The organism is Bradyrhizobium sp. (assembly GCF_049581145.1).
Taxonomy (GTDB): Bacteria; Pseudomonadota; Alphaproteobacteria; order Rhizobiales; family Xanthobacteraceae; genus Bradyrhizobium.
This window is the reverse complement of the sequence record NZ_JBAURI010000431.1, coordinates 1-14,272: the sequence shown is the minus strand read 5'-3', so window position 1 is coordinate 14,272 and position 14,272 is coordinate 1. Positions and strand designations below refer to the sequence as shown.

Sequence of the window (14,272 nt, the reverse complement as noted above, 5' to 3'; positions counted from 1 at the left end):
AGCAACCGCGCCACCACCATCATGTAGAGCAGGCGCAGCACGAATGTCGCGCCCTGCCCGATCAATTTTGCGACCCCGCCCCGGACGACGCGGCGCTTCAAGATTTCCATTCGGCTCCCCGTTGCCTGGATCGCTTTGCCGGCAGCAATGATGGCTGCCGCAATAGCCCGTTCGCCCCAACCGCCGTCGGATCAGCCGATAGTTCCTGTCCGCGTCAAACGGGGACGTTCACGCCGAGCCGCGCCGGGCTCAGGCCGAATGACCTCAGTCAACGCAATTCGGCCGCCACGGCGTCTCCCCGCGCTCAGCCATTTCCTCGAGAACCTGCCGATCTCGCAAGGTATCCATGGCGCGCCAGAACCCCTCGTACTTGTACGCCATGAGGGCACCGTCCTCCATCAGGCGGCTGAACGGCTCCAGGACCAGTTCCTCGCCTTCCCTGATGTAATCGAAAATCCTGTTGCGGAATATGAAATAGCCGCCATTGATCCAGATTTCGGCCTCCTGGCTCGATCGGAACCGTCGAACCGTCTCTGCGTCAGTAAATTCAACGAGATGAAAGTTGAATGGAGGATGGACGGCGAGAAAGCAACCGATCTTGTCGCTTTTCCTGAAGCGCTCGATCATGTCGTCCAGCGGCACGTCGCAAAGGCCGTCGCTGTAGTTGGCGAGGAATATCTCCTCGTCCGCAACAAGATGACGCACGGCCAGAAGCCTCTGACCGATGTTGCGCCACATTCCGGTATCGACCAGCGCAATCTTCCAATCCGGCGGTTGCTGACCCAGGATGTCAACCTGTTCACCGTAATTCGAAATGACCAGGTCGCTGTTGGCCCAGCGATTCAGCTTGAGAAAATAGTCCTTGATCACATCGGCCTTATAGCCGAGGCACAGGACGAAATCCCGATGCCCGTATTGGCTGTAATAATGCATGATATGCCTCAGGATGGGCTGCTGGCCGACCGGGATCATCGGCTTGGGAATGCTCTCGGAATATTCTCTGATCCGGGTCCCGAAGCCACCGCAAAACAAAACGACCTTCATCCGACAAAACTCTCCGAGGACGATCAAAACCGTGATCAAACAGACGATCAATATCAGAATAGGCGATCGAATACGAACCAGGACCACAAAATTCGGCAGTATTGTAAACTCTGCGATTAAGGATAAATTCATCGCGCTGGCCGCAGCCGGCTTGTCTTGAGCTACCAAGGTCTACCGAAACAACGAACCAACTCCAGGCACGGGCCGCGCTGCCGCGGCCGCCCCTTTGGAGCGCTCGGTAGGCGGATCGGCAACGTTCAACACGACCTCATTGATGGAAAATGCCGTGATCTTTACTGAGACCAAATTGAAGGGCGCCTTCACTATCGACCTCGAAAGACGAGAGGATTCGCGCGGCTTCTTTGCCCGAGCGTTCTGTCAGAACGAGTTCAAGGTCCATGGGCTGAAGCCGGTTATCGCGCAGGCGAACATTGCCCATAATATCGCGAAGGGTACGCTGCGCGGCATGCACTTCCAGTATCCACCTACCGCCGAAACGAAACTCGTCCGCTGTACGCGCGGCGCAATCGTCGACATCATCGTCGATTTGCGGCCCGAGAGTCCCAGTTATCTCGATCACGTGGCGGTCGAATTGAACGAGGACAACCAGCGCGCGATCTACGTTCCCGAGCGGTTCGCACATGGCTATCAGGTCCTCGCCGACAACACGGACACCACCTACATGGTCGGCGAATTTTATACGCCTGAGGCTGAATCGGGCTTGATGTACAATGATCGACGGCTAGGCCTCAAATGGCCGCTGCCGATCGGCACGATTTCAGACAAGGACCAGAAGTTTCAGCTGCTCGATGACATCGAGCAGCAATTGAGGAAGAGAATGACAATCGGCTAGCCGGCACTGCCGCCACGCGATTGAAATCGCGCTACGCTCTACGACGGTGCGTCCGACCCTTGGAGACTACAGATGATACTCGTTGATCACGCACTCGAGGCGCGAGAGGCCGCCGGAAATCCGATCCGGGTTGGGATTGTCGGAGCCGGTTTCATGACGCAGGGACTGACAAATCAGATTTGTCGCAGCGTCCGCGGCATGAAGGTGGTCGCAATCTCCAATCGAAGACCGGAACGGGCGCGTGACGTCTATCAATATGCCGGGCAAGACCACGTCGACCAGGTTTCGACGCAGGCTGAGCTCGATCGGTCGATCAGAGCGAATGTTCCGGCGATCACCGACGATGCTCTGTTGCTGGCGCGTTCCGAAGTCATCGACGTCATCGTCGACGTCACCGGATCTGTGGAATTTGGCGCGCATCTCGCGCTCGAAGCGTTCAAGCATCGCAAAGACGTGGTGCTGATGAACGCCGAAATAGACGCAACCATTGGCCCTATCCTGCAGGTCTACGCCAAGCAACACGGCGTTATTCTCTCCGCATGCGACGGCGACGAGCCGGGCGTCCAGATGAACCTCGTCCGTTGGGTCAAGGGTATGGGCCTCATTCCGCGCGTGATCGGCAACATCAAGGGATTACAGGATCCCTATCGCAACCCGACCACCCAGAAGGGATTCGCCGAAAAGTGGGCTCAAAACCCAGCCATGGTGACGAGCTTTGCCGATGGCTCGAAAATCAGCTTTGAACAATCCATCGTCGCGAACGCGACGGGCTTCAAGGTGCTGTCGCGCGGCATGTCGCGCGGACAGGAATACCGCGGCGACATCATGCAGATCGGCAAGATCTACGACATCGATCAGGTCCGCGAGCTGGGCGGGGTGATCGACTACGTCGTGGGGACACCGCTGACGAAGGTCTATGTGCTTGCGGAACACGAAGATCCCAAGCAGCAGACTTACCTGAACCTGTACAAGATGGGAGAAGGTCCGCTGTATCCCTTCTTCATTCCCTACCATCTTGTCCATTTCGAAGTTCCATTCTCGATCGCGCGGGTGGCGCTGTTCAGAGATTCCGTGGCGCCGCCGCTTGCCGGACCGGTCGTCGAAGTTTGCGCAGTCGCCAAGCGGGACCTCAAGGCCGGCGAGACACTGGACGACTACGGGATGTATATGACCTACGGCGAAGCCGTGAATGCCCAGGAGATGCGGACCTCGCGCTACCTGCCGGAGGGGCTCGTGGAAGGCTGCAGGCTGCGGCGGGACATCAAGAAGGATGCCGTCCTCACCTATGCCGATGTCGACCTGCCTGCGGGACGTTTGTCCGATCGTCTCCGCGCCGAGCAATACCGTCATTTCACGGGCGATACATGGCTCGAGCGGTGGCTCGAGCAGCCTCATTCATCGGATAGCCTCGCGCTTGCGCACTGAGAGGCGTTCCGGCCAACGGCTGCCGATGCCCCCTCCCCAACGTGATCCTGAGTCCGCCGGAAAGGGATGTTCGGAAACGGTTGGTCAAGGCCGGCCGCTGATCGTCTGCTCCCAACAACGCAGATTCAAATTGGTGACGTTGGCACACCGCTCAATGTGCCATTTTGACAGCGACATGCCCGACTTGATCATCGCCATCATTTGAGCCGGGGTTGAATGCCGTTCATATTCGGAAGTTTGGACCACCAGGGAAGATCGTCATGACGCTTTGTGCGGGAGATTGGGTCGAAATCCGCTCCAAGGCAGAGATTCTCGCAACGCTTGACGAGAACGGCCGCCTTGAGGGCATGCCGTTCATGCCCGAAATGTTCAAATGGTGCGGCCAGCGCTTTCAGGTCTATAAGCGGGCGCACAAGAGCTGCGATACCCTGACCGGCAATTACGTCAATCGCCTGCTGCCAAACAGCGTCCATCTCGATCTTCGCTGCGACGGAAGCAGCCATGGAAGTTGCCAGGCCGCCTGCCTGATCTTCTGGAAACAGGCATGGCTGAAGCCGATCGATCAGGAAGCGTCCGCCTCGCCAGCGGCGCAAGCTGCGCGGCCCGGCGTGCCATCCGGTTGCTCGGAGGCCGACATCATCGAGGCGACACAGGCTCGAACCGGCTTGTCCGACGGCAAGCCAAAATACGTCTGCCAGGCCACCGAGCATCCCAACTACACCCAACCGCTGAAATGGTGGGACGCGAGACAATATGTCGAAGACTACACGTCCGGGAACTACACGCTGTCATGGATGCTCGGTCGCTTCGCCTATTTTGGCTTCATGTATGGCACCATGGCCAAGAGGCGCACAATCGGCCGACCCGCGCGCTGGCTCTATGACCGTTTCCAGGACTTTCTGAGCGGCGGCATTCCGTTCCCGAGAAAAGCCGGACTGCTTGCCTCGGGCAAGGATGCGCCGGCGGCCAACCTCGGCCTGCAACCAGGCGATCAAGTGCGCGTCAGGCCGTACGACGAAATCCTCAAGACCGTCGATACCTGGGGCCAGAATCGGGGCATGGCCTTCGACGCCGAAATGGTTCCCTACTGCGGCAAGGTCTTCCGCGTGCGAGCGCGCGTTCACAACTTCATCGACGAAAAGACCGGATACATGCGACACATGAAAACCCCCGCCGTCATTCTTGATGGCGTGTATTGCGCGTCCCGCTACAGCGAGAACCGGCTATTCTGTCCGCGGGCGATCTACTCGTGGTGGCGGGAAATCTGGCTGGAAAAGGTCACGCCAGCAGTCGCGCCGGTCGATCCGCCGAACAGGCAGAGTGAGCGAGCCGACAAGGCTTCTCGTTTGATCCACGCCGCTGACGGCCCGGAGCGGCGTTGAAGGCAACCGCCGCAATCCACCGGTCAAGACGCGGGCAGGAAAAAAGCTGATCGGCGTGCGTCAAAGCGCGCGCTCGATCTGTCGAGCGCGACGATAACGCCGGAACAGGAAACGCCACCTCTGCAGATTTCGCTGTCGCCGCCTGTGCCTGACCCCCTCGTCGAACATCATCCGATTGACGGGCGGCCTTGGATAATCAAGCCCATCGAGGATCTTCTCGGCTTCCCGAATCGCTTGGTTGAAGCTCTCATCCCAGGGCCATTCCGGGAGATCCCACGGTTTCGGTCCGCCAGCGAAATGCCAGATCGCCGGCTCAACGCCGACTTTGCGAGGATCCAGCACCATCATGTGCTCGGTCTGATAATTCCAGCGCAGCGGAAGGCGCCCTCGCCGCTTGCCGATGATGGCATTGAGCGCCGTCTGATCCGACGAGCGACAGAGTGCGGATTTGTTGATCAAAAAATCGATCGCCTCGGTTGACACTTCCTTCCATCCCGCACGGTCCACGAGCAAGACGCCGGTGTTGAAATAGTCGCGCCAGGCAACGCCGATGCTCTGCAGGTACGGCTGCCAATAACGACGAGGCTGCCGTATTTCGTGCTCATACAGGCAGAGGCAATCATCCGCCGCCAACAGGCCGCCCCGTGGAATAACCAGATCGAACAGCGAGTCGAGCGCCCCTCTTACCAGAACATCACCGTCGATATAGAGAAACTTCTCCACGTCGTTATCGAGGAAGTTCTCAAGCCAGAGCCGTGTCAGTGCGGAGACGGGAACCGCCTTGTCGGTGTGATGGGAGGAAAGCAGCGCAAGCTCATCGATCTTAACCGGTCGTACGCTGATGCCGATCGGAGCAAGGCGGCCGGCAACCGCCGACACAAGGTCCGCCTGGTCCTTGACCACGACATATTGGATCACATCGACATCAGTCCGAGACAGATTTCTCCGTGCCGAGATCGCGGAAGCAGCACCTGGAAGAATGTAGCCTTCGTCGCCGATGGTCACGACCGCATTGATAGCCACGTCAATCCTCTATTGCGCTGTTTCGACGTTGTCCTGATGCTGCGACGAAGCGCGAAGCTCGGCCCACGTATCCGGCCACAACGATTTCGCGACACTCACCTCCTGCCGGCGGTTGCGCAGAGCGAGCCAGGCCCATTCGGCGAGCGCCGACAGATAGCCGAACACTCCCGGCTCGCAGCCGCGCTGCTTCAATAACGCGAAATGCATGTCGTAGAGCGGCCTGTTTCCATCGTAGAACCGCCAAAGCAGCATCCGACGATAATAGTAGCGCAGGTAGGCCGCTTTACATTTGTCAAATTCCAAACGGCTCATGACGCTCGGGCCGTATCGATCAATCAACGCCACCCAATCGGCCTCATGCATCCTGTTCGGCCGCGTCAGCCGATCGGTGATCCGCCCTCCATGCACGCGCGTAAAACCGAGCCGCTCATGGACCAGCCCATACTTTCGGCCGATGACGGCCTTGAGGCACGCATCCACGTCCATCAGCATCTTGTCGTGCGAATAAAACGGATTGATCCGATCGAGGATGTCGCGACGGATGAGCTGATATTGCGGAGACGTCGCGAAATGCAATTGCATCAGATAGGACTTGACGAACCATCGACCGTCAAACACGGAAAGATTCGAAGGCAGGCCGCTGCGGCTGTCTTCCGCCCTTTCGCGAGGATCCGGACCGCTACGCCAAAGGCACCCGACGACCCCAATCGAAGGATCCCGTTCGGCGAGCGACACCATTTTTTCAATCGCGTCCGGGCTAATGAGGTCGTCGGCGCACAGGACCAGGAAGTACGTTGCCTCGCGCGGGCTGGACCGAACGGCAACTTCCCAGTTTTCTCTGATATCAAGCGTCTTCGAATTCCGTCCGATGACGAGCGGCACCCGCCCATTGCGAAATTTTTCGATGATCGACGGTGTCTCATCCGTACTGGCATTATCCAGCAATACATGAACCATCTTACCGTAGGTCTGCGCCTGAACGCAGCCCATGGTCTCTTCCAAGTACGCCGCGCCGTTATAGACCGGCGTCACGATCGCAACCAAAGGTAAATTCGCGCCTTCAGACGTCACGACACAACCTCGGATCAACGGTATCCGATAGGAGATCAGGCATTCCATGAATGAACATCGTATTGCGTTATCTCAACTGCCATTGTTGTCAATGGCGGACCTGATACGACCCGCGGAAGCGCCGGCCGTCACCTCACCCCCATGCCTGATCGTGCCAGGACGCCCCTCCGATGCTCGCTCACCCAACGCAGAAACCGATCCGGGCATTAGGGTTGATCGTTAACTCTTCCGGCTCACACAACGCCGCCCCAGCTGCTATCGTCCTCAAATTTGATCTGGCCTTTTGCAGGTTCGAACCCTAGACTCGCGGCTACAATTGACGGATCGCGGTTGAGCTCAGCAACGCGGCGGGAAATTCGATGATAGCCTTCAGCAGCTTCAGGCAGGTCAAACGGCTTCTCTGCCTGGGGGCCCACTCGGACGACATCGAAATCGGAGGCGGTGCAACCGTTCTCCGCATCATCCGAGAGAACCCGAGCGTTGAAGTCACGTGGTGCGTCCTCTCCGGCAACGAAGTGCGCCACGACGAGGCACGATGGGGCGCGGAGCGTATCCTCGGTCCCTCCGTAACGCGGTCGATCATGCTGCAGGATTTCGCCGATGCGCACTTTCCGGAGCAGAGGCAGAAGATCAAACAGTTCTTCGAGAATGACCTCAAGCCGATTGACCCCGACCTGATCCTGACCCACGCCAGGACCGATGCGCACCAGGATCACCGGACGGTCAACGAGGTGACGTGGAACACCTTTCGCGCGCATCAGATCTGGGAGTACGAGATCCCGAAATGGGATGGCGACCAGGTGCAACCGAATCTTTACGTTCCGCTCGATCCCGATGATGTCGCCACCAAGATCGCCACGTTGCGCGATGTGTTCGCAAGCCAGAGAGGCAAACACTGGTTTGACGAAGAGACCTTCCGCGGGCTGATGCGAATCAGGGGACTTGAAAGCAACACCCGCTATGCGGAGTCGTTTTTCGCCCGCAAATTCGTGGTCGCCTAGAGCGAGGGCCAAGCGTGCCGGTTCCATTGTCGAGTCAGCGAACCGCGGTCTGACAGCATGGCGTTGATACCTGCTGTTGCAGCTGTCCTGCTCTCGTACATCGTGCTGCTTCAGGCCGCCCCGTTCGATAATGCCGGAGCGCCGGACCGGCGCCAGAGGTCGTGGCCGCGTCGCGTGCTTGCCATGGAGCGCGCCCCCGTGCCTGGCCCGAAGAGCATGATGCATGATGCGAACGACTTCGAGTTGTTGTAACGAAACCAGAGCTCAACCATGAAATATCAGCCATCGCTCGACGGTCTGCGCGCCATCGCAATCACCGCTGTCGTGTTCTACCACGCCTACCCCAATCTGTTCGTCGGCGGCTGGATGGGGGTTGATATCTTCTTTGTTTTGAGCGGCTATTTGATCACGACAATCTTGAAACGGGAGATCGATGAAACCGAGGGGCTCTCGTTCAAGAATTTTTATATGCGGCGACTTTTGCGACTGGGCCCAGCCGCCGCAAGCCTCTATGTCTTTGAAATCTTCCGCGCGGTCTTCAATTCCCCTCATCGCACCGAGATACTACAAGCCACGCTTGTAAGCGCGCTCTACTTCATGAACTGGAACCAGGCCTTCGATCTGTTCCCGCAGGACATTTTGGGGCACACATGGTCGCTGTCGATGGAAGAACAGTTTTACTTGCTATGGCCCGCTGCGCTGCTTTTCATCAACCGACGCCGCCCGGCGATCTGGCTATCGATTGCAATAACATCAATACTTTTTTGGCGATGTGGCCTGGTCGCCTTTGGCTCGGGTGGGAATCGGCTCTACAATGGTTTCGATACCCACTCGGATGGTCTCCTTACGGGATGCCTGGTTGCATTCTGTGCGAACAGCGATTGGCTCCGAGGAGCGGCCAAGGCGGCGAGCCTCCCGGCCATTCTTGCAATGTGCTTCGCTCTGTTTCTGCTGCCCTACGACGCGAAGGTTACCTTGACTATCGGATTAACTGTCGTCGCGATCGCCTCCGCGATTGTGATGGTCTCATCATTTGAGGACCAGCGGATGCGCGAGTTCCTGAGGAAGCCGGCGCTGGTCTTTACGGGAAAGATTTCTTACGGCTGGTACCTGTGGCACTTTCCGGCGATTTTTTTGGCTGGATCTCATGTCAACAAACACAGTCCCGGCGGCGCCCTCATTTTCGCCGCCGCTATTCCGGCATCTTATCTGGCCGCGGTCGGTTCCTATTTCTTGATCGAAAGGCCGTTTTTGCGGCTGAAGAGAAACTACCCCGCCGCGGCAGCCTCAGAGGCCAGCGCGCTTGCACCGGCTGCCTGAAGACCGCCACAGACCATCCCTGTTGAAGCGCCATGGCGAACGCACGCTCAACTCAGACAACCCGGTTTCGTCTTGCCACAACAATTGACGTGGCCCTGATTCAGCCGCCGCCACTCCGAGGCGGCCCTTTCAACTCTTCCGCGAATCGGCGCGCCAGACATGTCTAAAGCGCCAAGTATCGTTTCGCGATTGCGGTCCAATCAAGTTCCGCAGCGAGCCGAGCTCGGCCGCTCTCCGCTTTTGCCTGCCAGACGCTGGTCGGCAGCTCGTAAAATTCCTCGATGGCCTTGCTGATGGTCGCAACGCAAATTGGCTCTTCGATTGAGACGCCGACGAGCCCCGCCGCCTGCAGCTCGCGAATCCCTCCGGCAAAGCTGGTGATGACCGGCCTTCCGCTCAGGCCCGCGAGCACGGCTACGCCGCTTTGCGAGTTGAACTCGCTATAGGCCAGGATGAACGCGTCGACTTTTGCAACCAGGTCGGGAAGGTCGGCATCGGCAACAAATTGCAGCATGTTGACGACGCCATCCGGATCTTCGCTGGCCGCTTCGAGACACGCCCGGCAATACTCGTCCGAGGGATCGGCGCCGCCCGCCAGGACCAAACGGACACTGTGTCCCCTTGAACGAAGCGCCTTGACGGCCTCAATGACCTGCAAGACGTTCTTGTTCCGTCTCACGCTTCCGAACGCGAGAATCGCGCCCGAACCCGGCAATGGCGTCCCGCCGGCCAGCGCGAACGCGCCATGTGGTATCACCCGGATCCGCCCATCCGGTATCCCGAACGTGCGGATGATTTCCTGTTTGCCCGCCTCGCTCAGCACGACGAGAGTCGAAGCGAGATGGTACTGGATCTTCAGAAGCATCTTTCGGAACCGTTGCCCCCCACGATGCCTGAAATCGTGGGGCAGCGGGTCATGCACGATCAGGAGAACCTTCTTCGAAAGCAGCCGCAACATGAAGAAGGTTGGGATGCTGACGACCTCATGGTCAGGCATCGAAAAGATCACGATCCGACTGAGCGCACTGCCTATAAATAAATAATAGAGCGTCCAGACGATGCGATTGAGCTTGCTGACGCGGGCAGCGAACTTGGCGGTATGATCCGTTGTCTCCCGCGGAGGCGTCAGTCGGGTGATATTCCGGTGCGACGGCTCCCACGAGGATGGCGACAGCGCCGGCGCAACAAAATTGACCAAGGCCCCGTTGTTGGCAAGTCCCTGCGCGAGCTCTGTTGCAAACCAGCCCGTGCCGGAACTCCAGATCTTCGTCGCGACACATAGACGAACGAGCTTGGTCCGCTCCATTTGAACCTCCGTCGACGAACATGTTATATGGAATTTGTTGAGATGATCAACGTTTGCGCATCGTGGCGAACGGCGCATAAACCATGCCGTGTAGTTAACGTCCTAACGCCGGATCCCGAGCAGCATCGTTCCGTCGCTCGATGTCTCGCCGAAACGACGTCTCGCCAAAACGATGTCGCGGCCCGTTCTCGTCAGACGTCCGCCGGGAGCGGGTTTCTTCTACCATTGCAATGGATGTTCGCTTATACGAATGCTACAGGCAAAAAACGCGTATTTGAGCACCGTCAGCGAACAATGAAACCCGACTTCGGCAAGAGCGCTCCGGAACGAATCCGGGCGCGGACCACGATAGGAGCCTCGATTCTTATCGCGACGCGGGTGGCTGCCCGGTGCGTCGATCTTGCGGCACTGGTGGTTCTGGGTCGTCTTTTGTCACCGGCCGATTTTGGGATCGTCGCGATCGCCATGTCTGTCATGACGGTCATCGAATCGGTCACGGAACTGCCGGTCTCCCTGGCTCTCGTCAGCTTCCCGGTGCGGACAAGGGCGCATTTCGACACGGCGTTCACGATTCAACTGGCAAGAGGAGTTGCCCTCTCCGCGATACTGCTCGTCGCGGCGTGGCCACTCTCCTGGGTATACAGCGACCACCGTTTGCTCGCGCTTATCGTTGCGCTGGGCATTGCGCCGGCGTCGCGCGGACTGCAAAACCCGCGCATGGTCGACTATGCGATCGATCTCAACTATCGACCGAGCTTCGCGGTCGAGGTCTCCGGAAAGCTGATCGCGCTCGTCGTTTCTGTCGGCTCGGCATGGTTGACCGGCAGCTATTGGTCGCTCGCGCTCGGCACGATCGCAGCTCCCTTCGCGTCGGCCGTTATTTCCTATTGGTATGCGCCCTATCTTCCGACGATCACGCTGCGGGAATGGCGGGAATTTTCGAGGTTCCTGCGTTGGACCACGGCGTCGCAGCTGGTGTCGGCGCTGAACTGGCAGATGGATCAATTGCTGCTCGGTCGCCTCATCAGCCGTCTTGAACTCGGCCGATACTCGATGGCGTCGAACCTGTCCAGCATGCCCTGGCAGATCCTGGTCGTTCAGGTCATGAGCCCGCTTCTGGTCGGCTTTTCGATGGTTCGGGAAGATGCCGGCCGACTGGCCGCGGCCTATCGCAAGAGTTCGGTCACCATCGTATCTGTCGGTCTTCCCATCCTGGTTGGAATGTGGCTGACCGCCGAGCCGCTGGTTCGGCTCATCTTGGGCGATCAGTGGTCCGAAAGCGCGTCCCTGCTGCGCTGGCTGGTCGCGTCGACGATGCCCAATCTGCTTGTTGCCCCGCTCAACCCATTGGCGATCTCGTTGAATCGAACAAGCATATTCTTCAAACTGTCCTCGATCGAGTTCATCTTCAAGCTTCCGCTGATGGTGATTGCGGCCGTATACTACGGTCTTTCCGGCGTTCTGGTGGTGCGGGTGGTGACCGGCGTATTCGTGACGGGATGTTCGATGCTGGCGATACGCGGCTTGATCAAGGAGCCCGTCTGGACCCAGTTGCTCGCGCCCTGGCGACCGATCCTGAGCGCTGTCGCGATGGTGCTTGCCGTCGTCGCGCTCGACGGACGGCTTGCGAATGACCATGACCACGTTCAACTTGTGTTCAACCTTGTGGTGACCGCGGCGATTGGCGCCGTTGTCTACGCGAGTTCAATGATTCTGCTCTGGCGCGCCGCGGGCCGTCCCGAGGGTTTCGAATCGAATGTTCTGGGTTTTCTCGGCCGCCTCGCGCGCCGACGGCTTTCCAATCCTGCCGTGTAGAAATCCTGGCTTCATCGCCGGCAAGATGCGCGATGCCAGGAGGCAGGATCAGACGCGGCCCGCGCTGGCATACGAATGAACATGCCCGTCACGTCCGGCCGAGAAGCTATGCCGGCAGGCGAAGTTCAGGGACTATCGTACTGCGCGAATCTGTTGGGGCACATCGCAGGCATCGCTGTATATGTGACCAGCTCTGTCTTCGGGTCCTTCACGTCGAGCAGATCTGAACCAAGAACAAGAAACGTGACGACCTTGCGCTCGAGCTGAGAGAATTGCGCGGCGCTTATGCGCCAGCGCGCCAACGCGTCAATCCCGACAATCCCCGCCGCCAAAACTCCGGCTTCCAACGCGATGCGGCGGCCCCATTCCTGGAATCTGGCCTGCTCCAGATCACGGGTCAGGGCAGCGATGCCGCCGGGGCTGATCTTTACGCCTGGGAACCGGCGGGCCACGATCTCCTTGATGAGAGTCTCGGGTCGACGCACCCAAAGAAATCCCGCTCCCAGAGACATCGCGCCCGCGGCAGACAGGAACCCCAGCACGGTTCGTCGCGAAACAGCAATCATTGTTAGTCCAGGAGCATTCGCGCCGCCCGAAGCGACAACGCTGCCACGGTCAGGCTGGGAGGTCCCGAACCAGCCGTCGGAAACACCGAAGAACCCACGACGACGAGGTTGCGCACCTTGTGATGTACTTGACCGGCGTCGACCACACTCTCAAGTGGATCGGAGCCCATGCGCAATGTGCCCTGCAGGTGGACGGAGATCTGATCGATCTGTCGAACTTCGATGCGCTCGACCGGCAACGGCCGCAAGACTTCCGGTAACCTGTCAAGCGCGGCCTTGACCCCCTGCAGACCATACTCCGACTGCCGGGGGAAGGAGACATGGGGCTGTCCGTTCGCTGATAAGGTCACCGTGCTCTCAGCCTGGGGAAGCGGCTCGACATTGATCGTTATGGGAAGAATTTGTCGCCAACGCCCGTATTCCGGGCGCAGGCCGTATATCCAGTTATTCTCGAAGAAGAGCAGCGCTCCGCCATACTCGCGTCGGTGTTCGCCGTCCAATAGCGAGACGTTCATGCAAGTCGTAATGGTGCTTCCGCCAAAATTGTCGACACCGTCCAGATAGGCTTCGACGGTGCATTCGATCTTCTCATGGAGATATTTGCCGATCAGCGGATGATCGAAGCCGGATTGCAGAAGCAAAGCAGGACTCTGAATGCCATTGGCACCGAGCACGACAAGATCGGCTTTGACCGAATATTCCCGGCCGGCGTTGACGAAATGGACCGCCCGCGCGGAACTGTTCTGGACGTCGACGAAAACGACCTTCGAATCGACGCAGATGTCGAGATCGTCGTGCTCGATGACGTGCTGCATCGAATTCAACGCCGTGAACTTCGCGTTAACGGGGCACCAACGGCAATCAGCCGTGCCGCAACAGGAGCTCCTCGATCCTATGGGCCGGCTGAGGCGCCCGTTCGGCATGACGAAGTGCTTGTCGGGCTGCGCCGATTTCATGATCCGATCGATATCGTTCATGCGATGAGGCGGCTGGGCGTATCCGCCGGAGCCTGGATAATGCATGGCCAGATCGTCGGGCCCGGCAATCAGCATCGTCTGCTCCGCCTCGTGGTAGTGGGGGGCGAGTTCATCGTAGGACAGCGGCCAGTCAAGCCCGACGCCGTATTTCGACTTCAGACGGAAATCACTGGGATGAAGGCGCGGGCATTGGGCCCACCAGCAATTGGTGCCGCCGCCGAACGCGATCGAATAGTGCCAGGGCTTTTCTCCCGCACCATGCGTGTAAAGCTCTTCCGTATCGTAAATCGAGTTGGCCCTGTTCTTGACCTGCCAATCGTGGGACTTGTAAGCGCCCCATTCGACGACCAGAATGCGGCCGGATCGCGCTTTCTTGAGCAACTCCTGCAGGAAGAACAGCGAGCCGAAACCCGACCCGATGACCACAACCTCGTAATGCGCGTCCATTCGATCGGGAAGAATGAACGGCATAATTGGCCCTCGCTAAAC

At 58.8% G+C, this 14,272-nt stretch carries 14 protein-coding genes and 1 pseudogene; 8 read left to right on the top strand and 7 right to left on the bottom strand.

The genetic code is table 11. The features are described from left to right. Window positions 1-264 precede the first annotated feature (264 nt). Window positions 265-1,044, bottom strand: a complete 780-nt coding sequence (locus tag WCB02_RS14095; protein WP_423958830.1) for a sugar phosphate nucleotidyltransferase — start codon at window positions 1,042-1,044, stop codon at window positions 265-267. A 286-nt stretch (window positions 1,045-1,330) separates the two neighbouring features. Between WCB02_RS14095 and rfbC the strand changes: the two genes are divergently transcribed. The 4 genes and pseudogenes from rfbC to WCB02_RS14075 all read left to right on the top strand — a co-directional run bounded on the left by rfbC (window position 1,331) and on the right by WCB02_RS14075 (window position 4,704). Continuing rightward, complete coding sequence (gene rfbC / locus WCB02_RS14090) at window positions 1,331-1,897, top strand: dTDP-4-dehydrorhamnose 3,5-epimerase (RefSeq protein ID WP_423958826.1); 567 nt, start codon at window positions 1,331-1,333, stop codon at window positions 1,895-1,897. A gap of 72 nt (window positions 1,898-1,969) precedes the next feature. Beyond that, a pseudogene (locus WCB02_RS14085) lies at window positions 1,970-2,320 on the top strand (Gfo/Idh/MocA family oxidoreductase); the annotation flags it as partial. A gap of 39 nt (window positions 2,321-2,359) precedes the next feature. Next, entirely contained in the window at window positions 2,360-3,322 is a 963-nt protein-coding gene (locus tag WCB02_RS14080) for an SAF domain-containing protein (RefSeq protein ID WP_423958829.1), read from the top strand. Window positions 3,323-3,582: 260 nt separating this feature from the next. Beyond that, window positions 3,583-4,704, top strand: coding sequence for a hypothetical protein (locus tag WCB02_RS14075; protein WP_423958825.1), 1,122 nt, complete (start codon window positions 3,583-3,585; stop codon window positions 4,702-4,704). Window positions 4,705-4,764: 60 nt separating this feature from the next. Here WCB02_RS14075 and WCB02_RS14070 read toward each other — a convergent pair whose 3' ends face one another. The 3 genes from WCB02_RS14070 to WCB02_RS14060 all read right to left on the bottom strand — a co-directional run bounded on the left by WCB02_RS14070 (window position 4,765) and on the right by WCB02_RS14060 (window position 7,322). Beyond that, entirely contained in the window at window positions 4,765-5,709 is a 945-nt protein-coding gene (locus WCB02_RS14070) for a glycosyltransferase family 8 protein (protein ID WP_423958824.1), read from the bottom strand. A 27-nt stretch (window positions 5,710-5,736) separates the two neighbouring features. Continuing rightward, entirely contained in the window at window positions 5,737-6,798 is a 1,062-nt protein-coding gene (locus tag WCB02_RS14065; RefSeq protein ID WP_423958823.1) for a glycosyltransferase family 2 protein, read from the bottom strand. A 233-nt stretch (window positions 6,799-7,031) separates the two neighbouring features. Continuing rightward, window positions 7,032-7,322 (bottom strand): hypothetical protein, encoded by a 291-nt coding sequence (locus WCB02_RS14060; protein WP_423958832.1) that lies wholly within the window; start codon window positions 7,320-7,322, stop codon window positions 7,032-7,034. On the opposite strand from WCB02_RS14060, the gene WCB02_RS14055 reads away from it, so the two are divergent. Together WCB02_RS14055 and WCB02_RS14050 are read left to right on the top strand one after the other, a co-directional pair. After that, window positions 7,203-7,799, top strand: a complete 597-nt coding sequence (locus WCB02_RS14055; RefSeq protein ID WP_423958828.1) for a PIG-L deacetylase family protein — start codon at window positions 7,203-7,205, stop codon at window positions 7,797-7,799. The genes WCB02_RS14060 and WCB02_RS14055 overlap by 120 nt on opposite strands. Window positions 7,800-8,069: 270 nt before the next feature. Continuing rightward, window positions 8,070-9,119 carry an acyltransferase family protein gene (locus tag WCB02_RS14050; protein ID WP_423958822.1) on the top strand — a complete coding sequence of 350 codons (1,050 nt, stop codon included), beginning with the start codon at window positions 8,070-8,072 and terminating at the stop codon, window positions 9,117-9,119. A 163-nt stretch (window positions 9,120-9,282) separates the two neighbouring features. Here WCB02_RS14050 and WCB02_RS14045 read toward each other — a convergent pair whose 3' ends face one another. Then, window positions 9,283-10,425, bottom strand: coding sequence for a glycosyltransferase family 4 protein (locus WCB02_RS14045; protein WP_423958821.1), 1,143 nt, complete (start codon window positions 10,423-10,425; stop codon window positions 9,283-9,285). 27 nt (window positions 10,426-10,452) lie between these two features. Here WCB02_RS14045 and WCB02_RS14040 point away from each other — a divergent pair, with 27 nt between their 5' ends. Further along, window positions 10,453-12,240, top strand: a complete 1,788-nt coding sequence (locus WCB02_RS14040; RefSeq protein ID WP_423958820.1) for a lipopolysaccharide biosynthesis protein — start codon at window positions 10,453-10,455, stop codon at window positions 12,238-12,240. 125 nt (window positions 12,241-12,365) lie between these two features. On the opposite strand, the gene WCB02_RS14035 is transcribed toward WCB02_RS14040, so the two are convergent. Together WCB02_RS14035 and WCB02_RS14030 are read right to left on the bottom strand one after the other, a co-directional pair. Beyond that, a complete protein-coding gene (locus WCB02_RS14035) occupies window positions 12,366-12,806 on the bottom strand; it encodes a hypothetical protein (RefSeq protein ID WP_423958819.1) in 441 nt (146 codons plus the stop codon). Between the two features lie 2 nt (window positions 12,807-12,808). Beyond that, the gene (locus tag WCB02_RS14030) at window positions 12,809-13,630 is read right to left on the bottom strand and encodes a GMC oxidoreductase (RefSeq protein WP_423958827.1); all 822 of its coding nucleotides are present in this window, start codon (window positions 13,628-13,630) and stop codon (window positions 12,809-12,811) included. Between WCB02_RS14030 and WCB02_RS14025 the strand changes: the two genes are divergently transcribed. Beyond that, window positions 13,601-14,272, top strand: a 672-nt coding sequence (locus WCB02_RS14025) for a hypothetical protein (RefSeq protein ID WP_423958831.1), incomplete at its 3' end; no start/stop codon positions are given. The genes WCB02_RS14030 and WCB02_RS14025 overlap by 30 nt on opposite strands.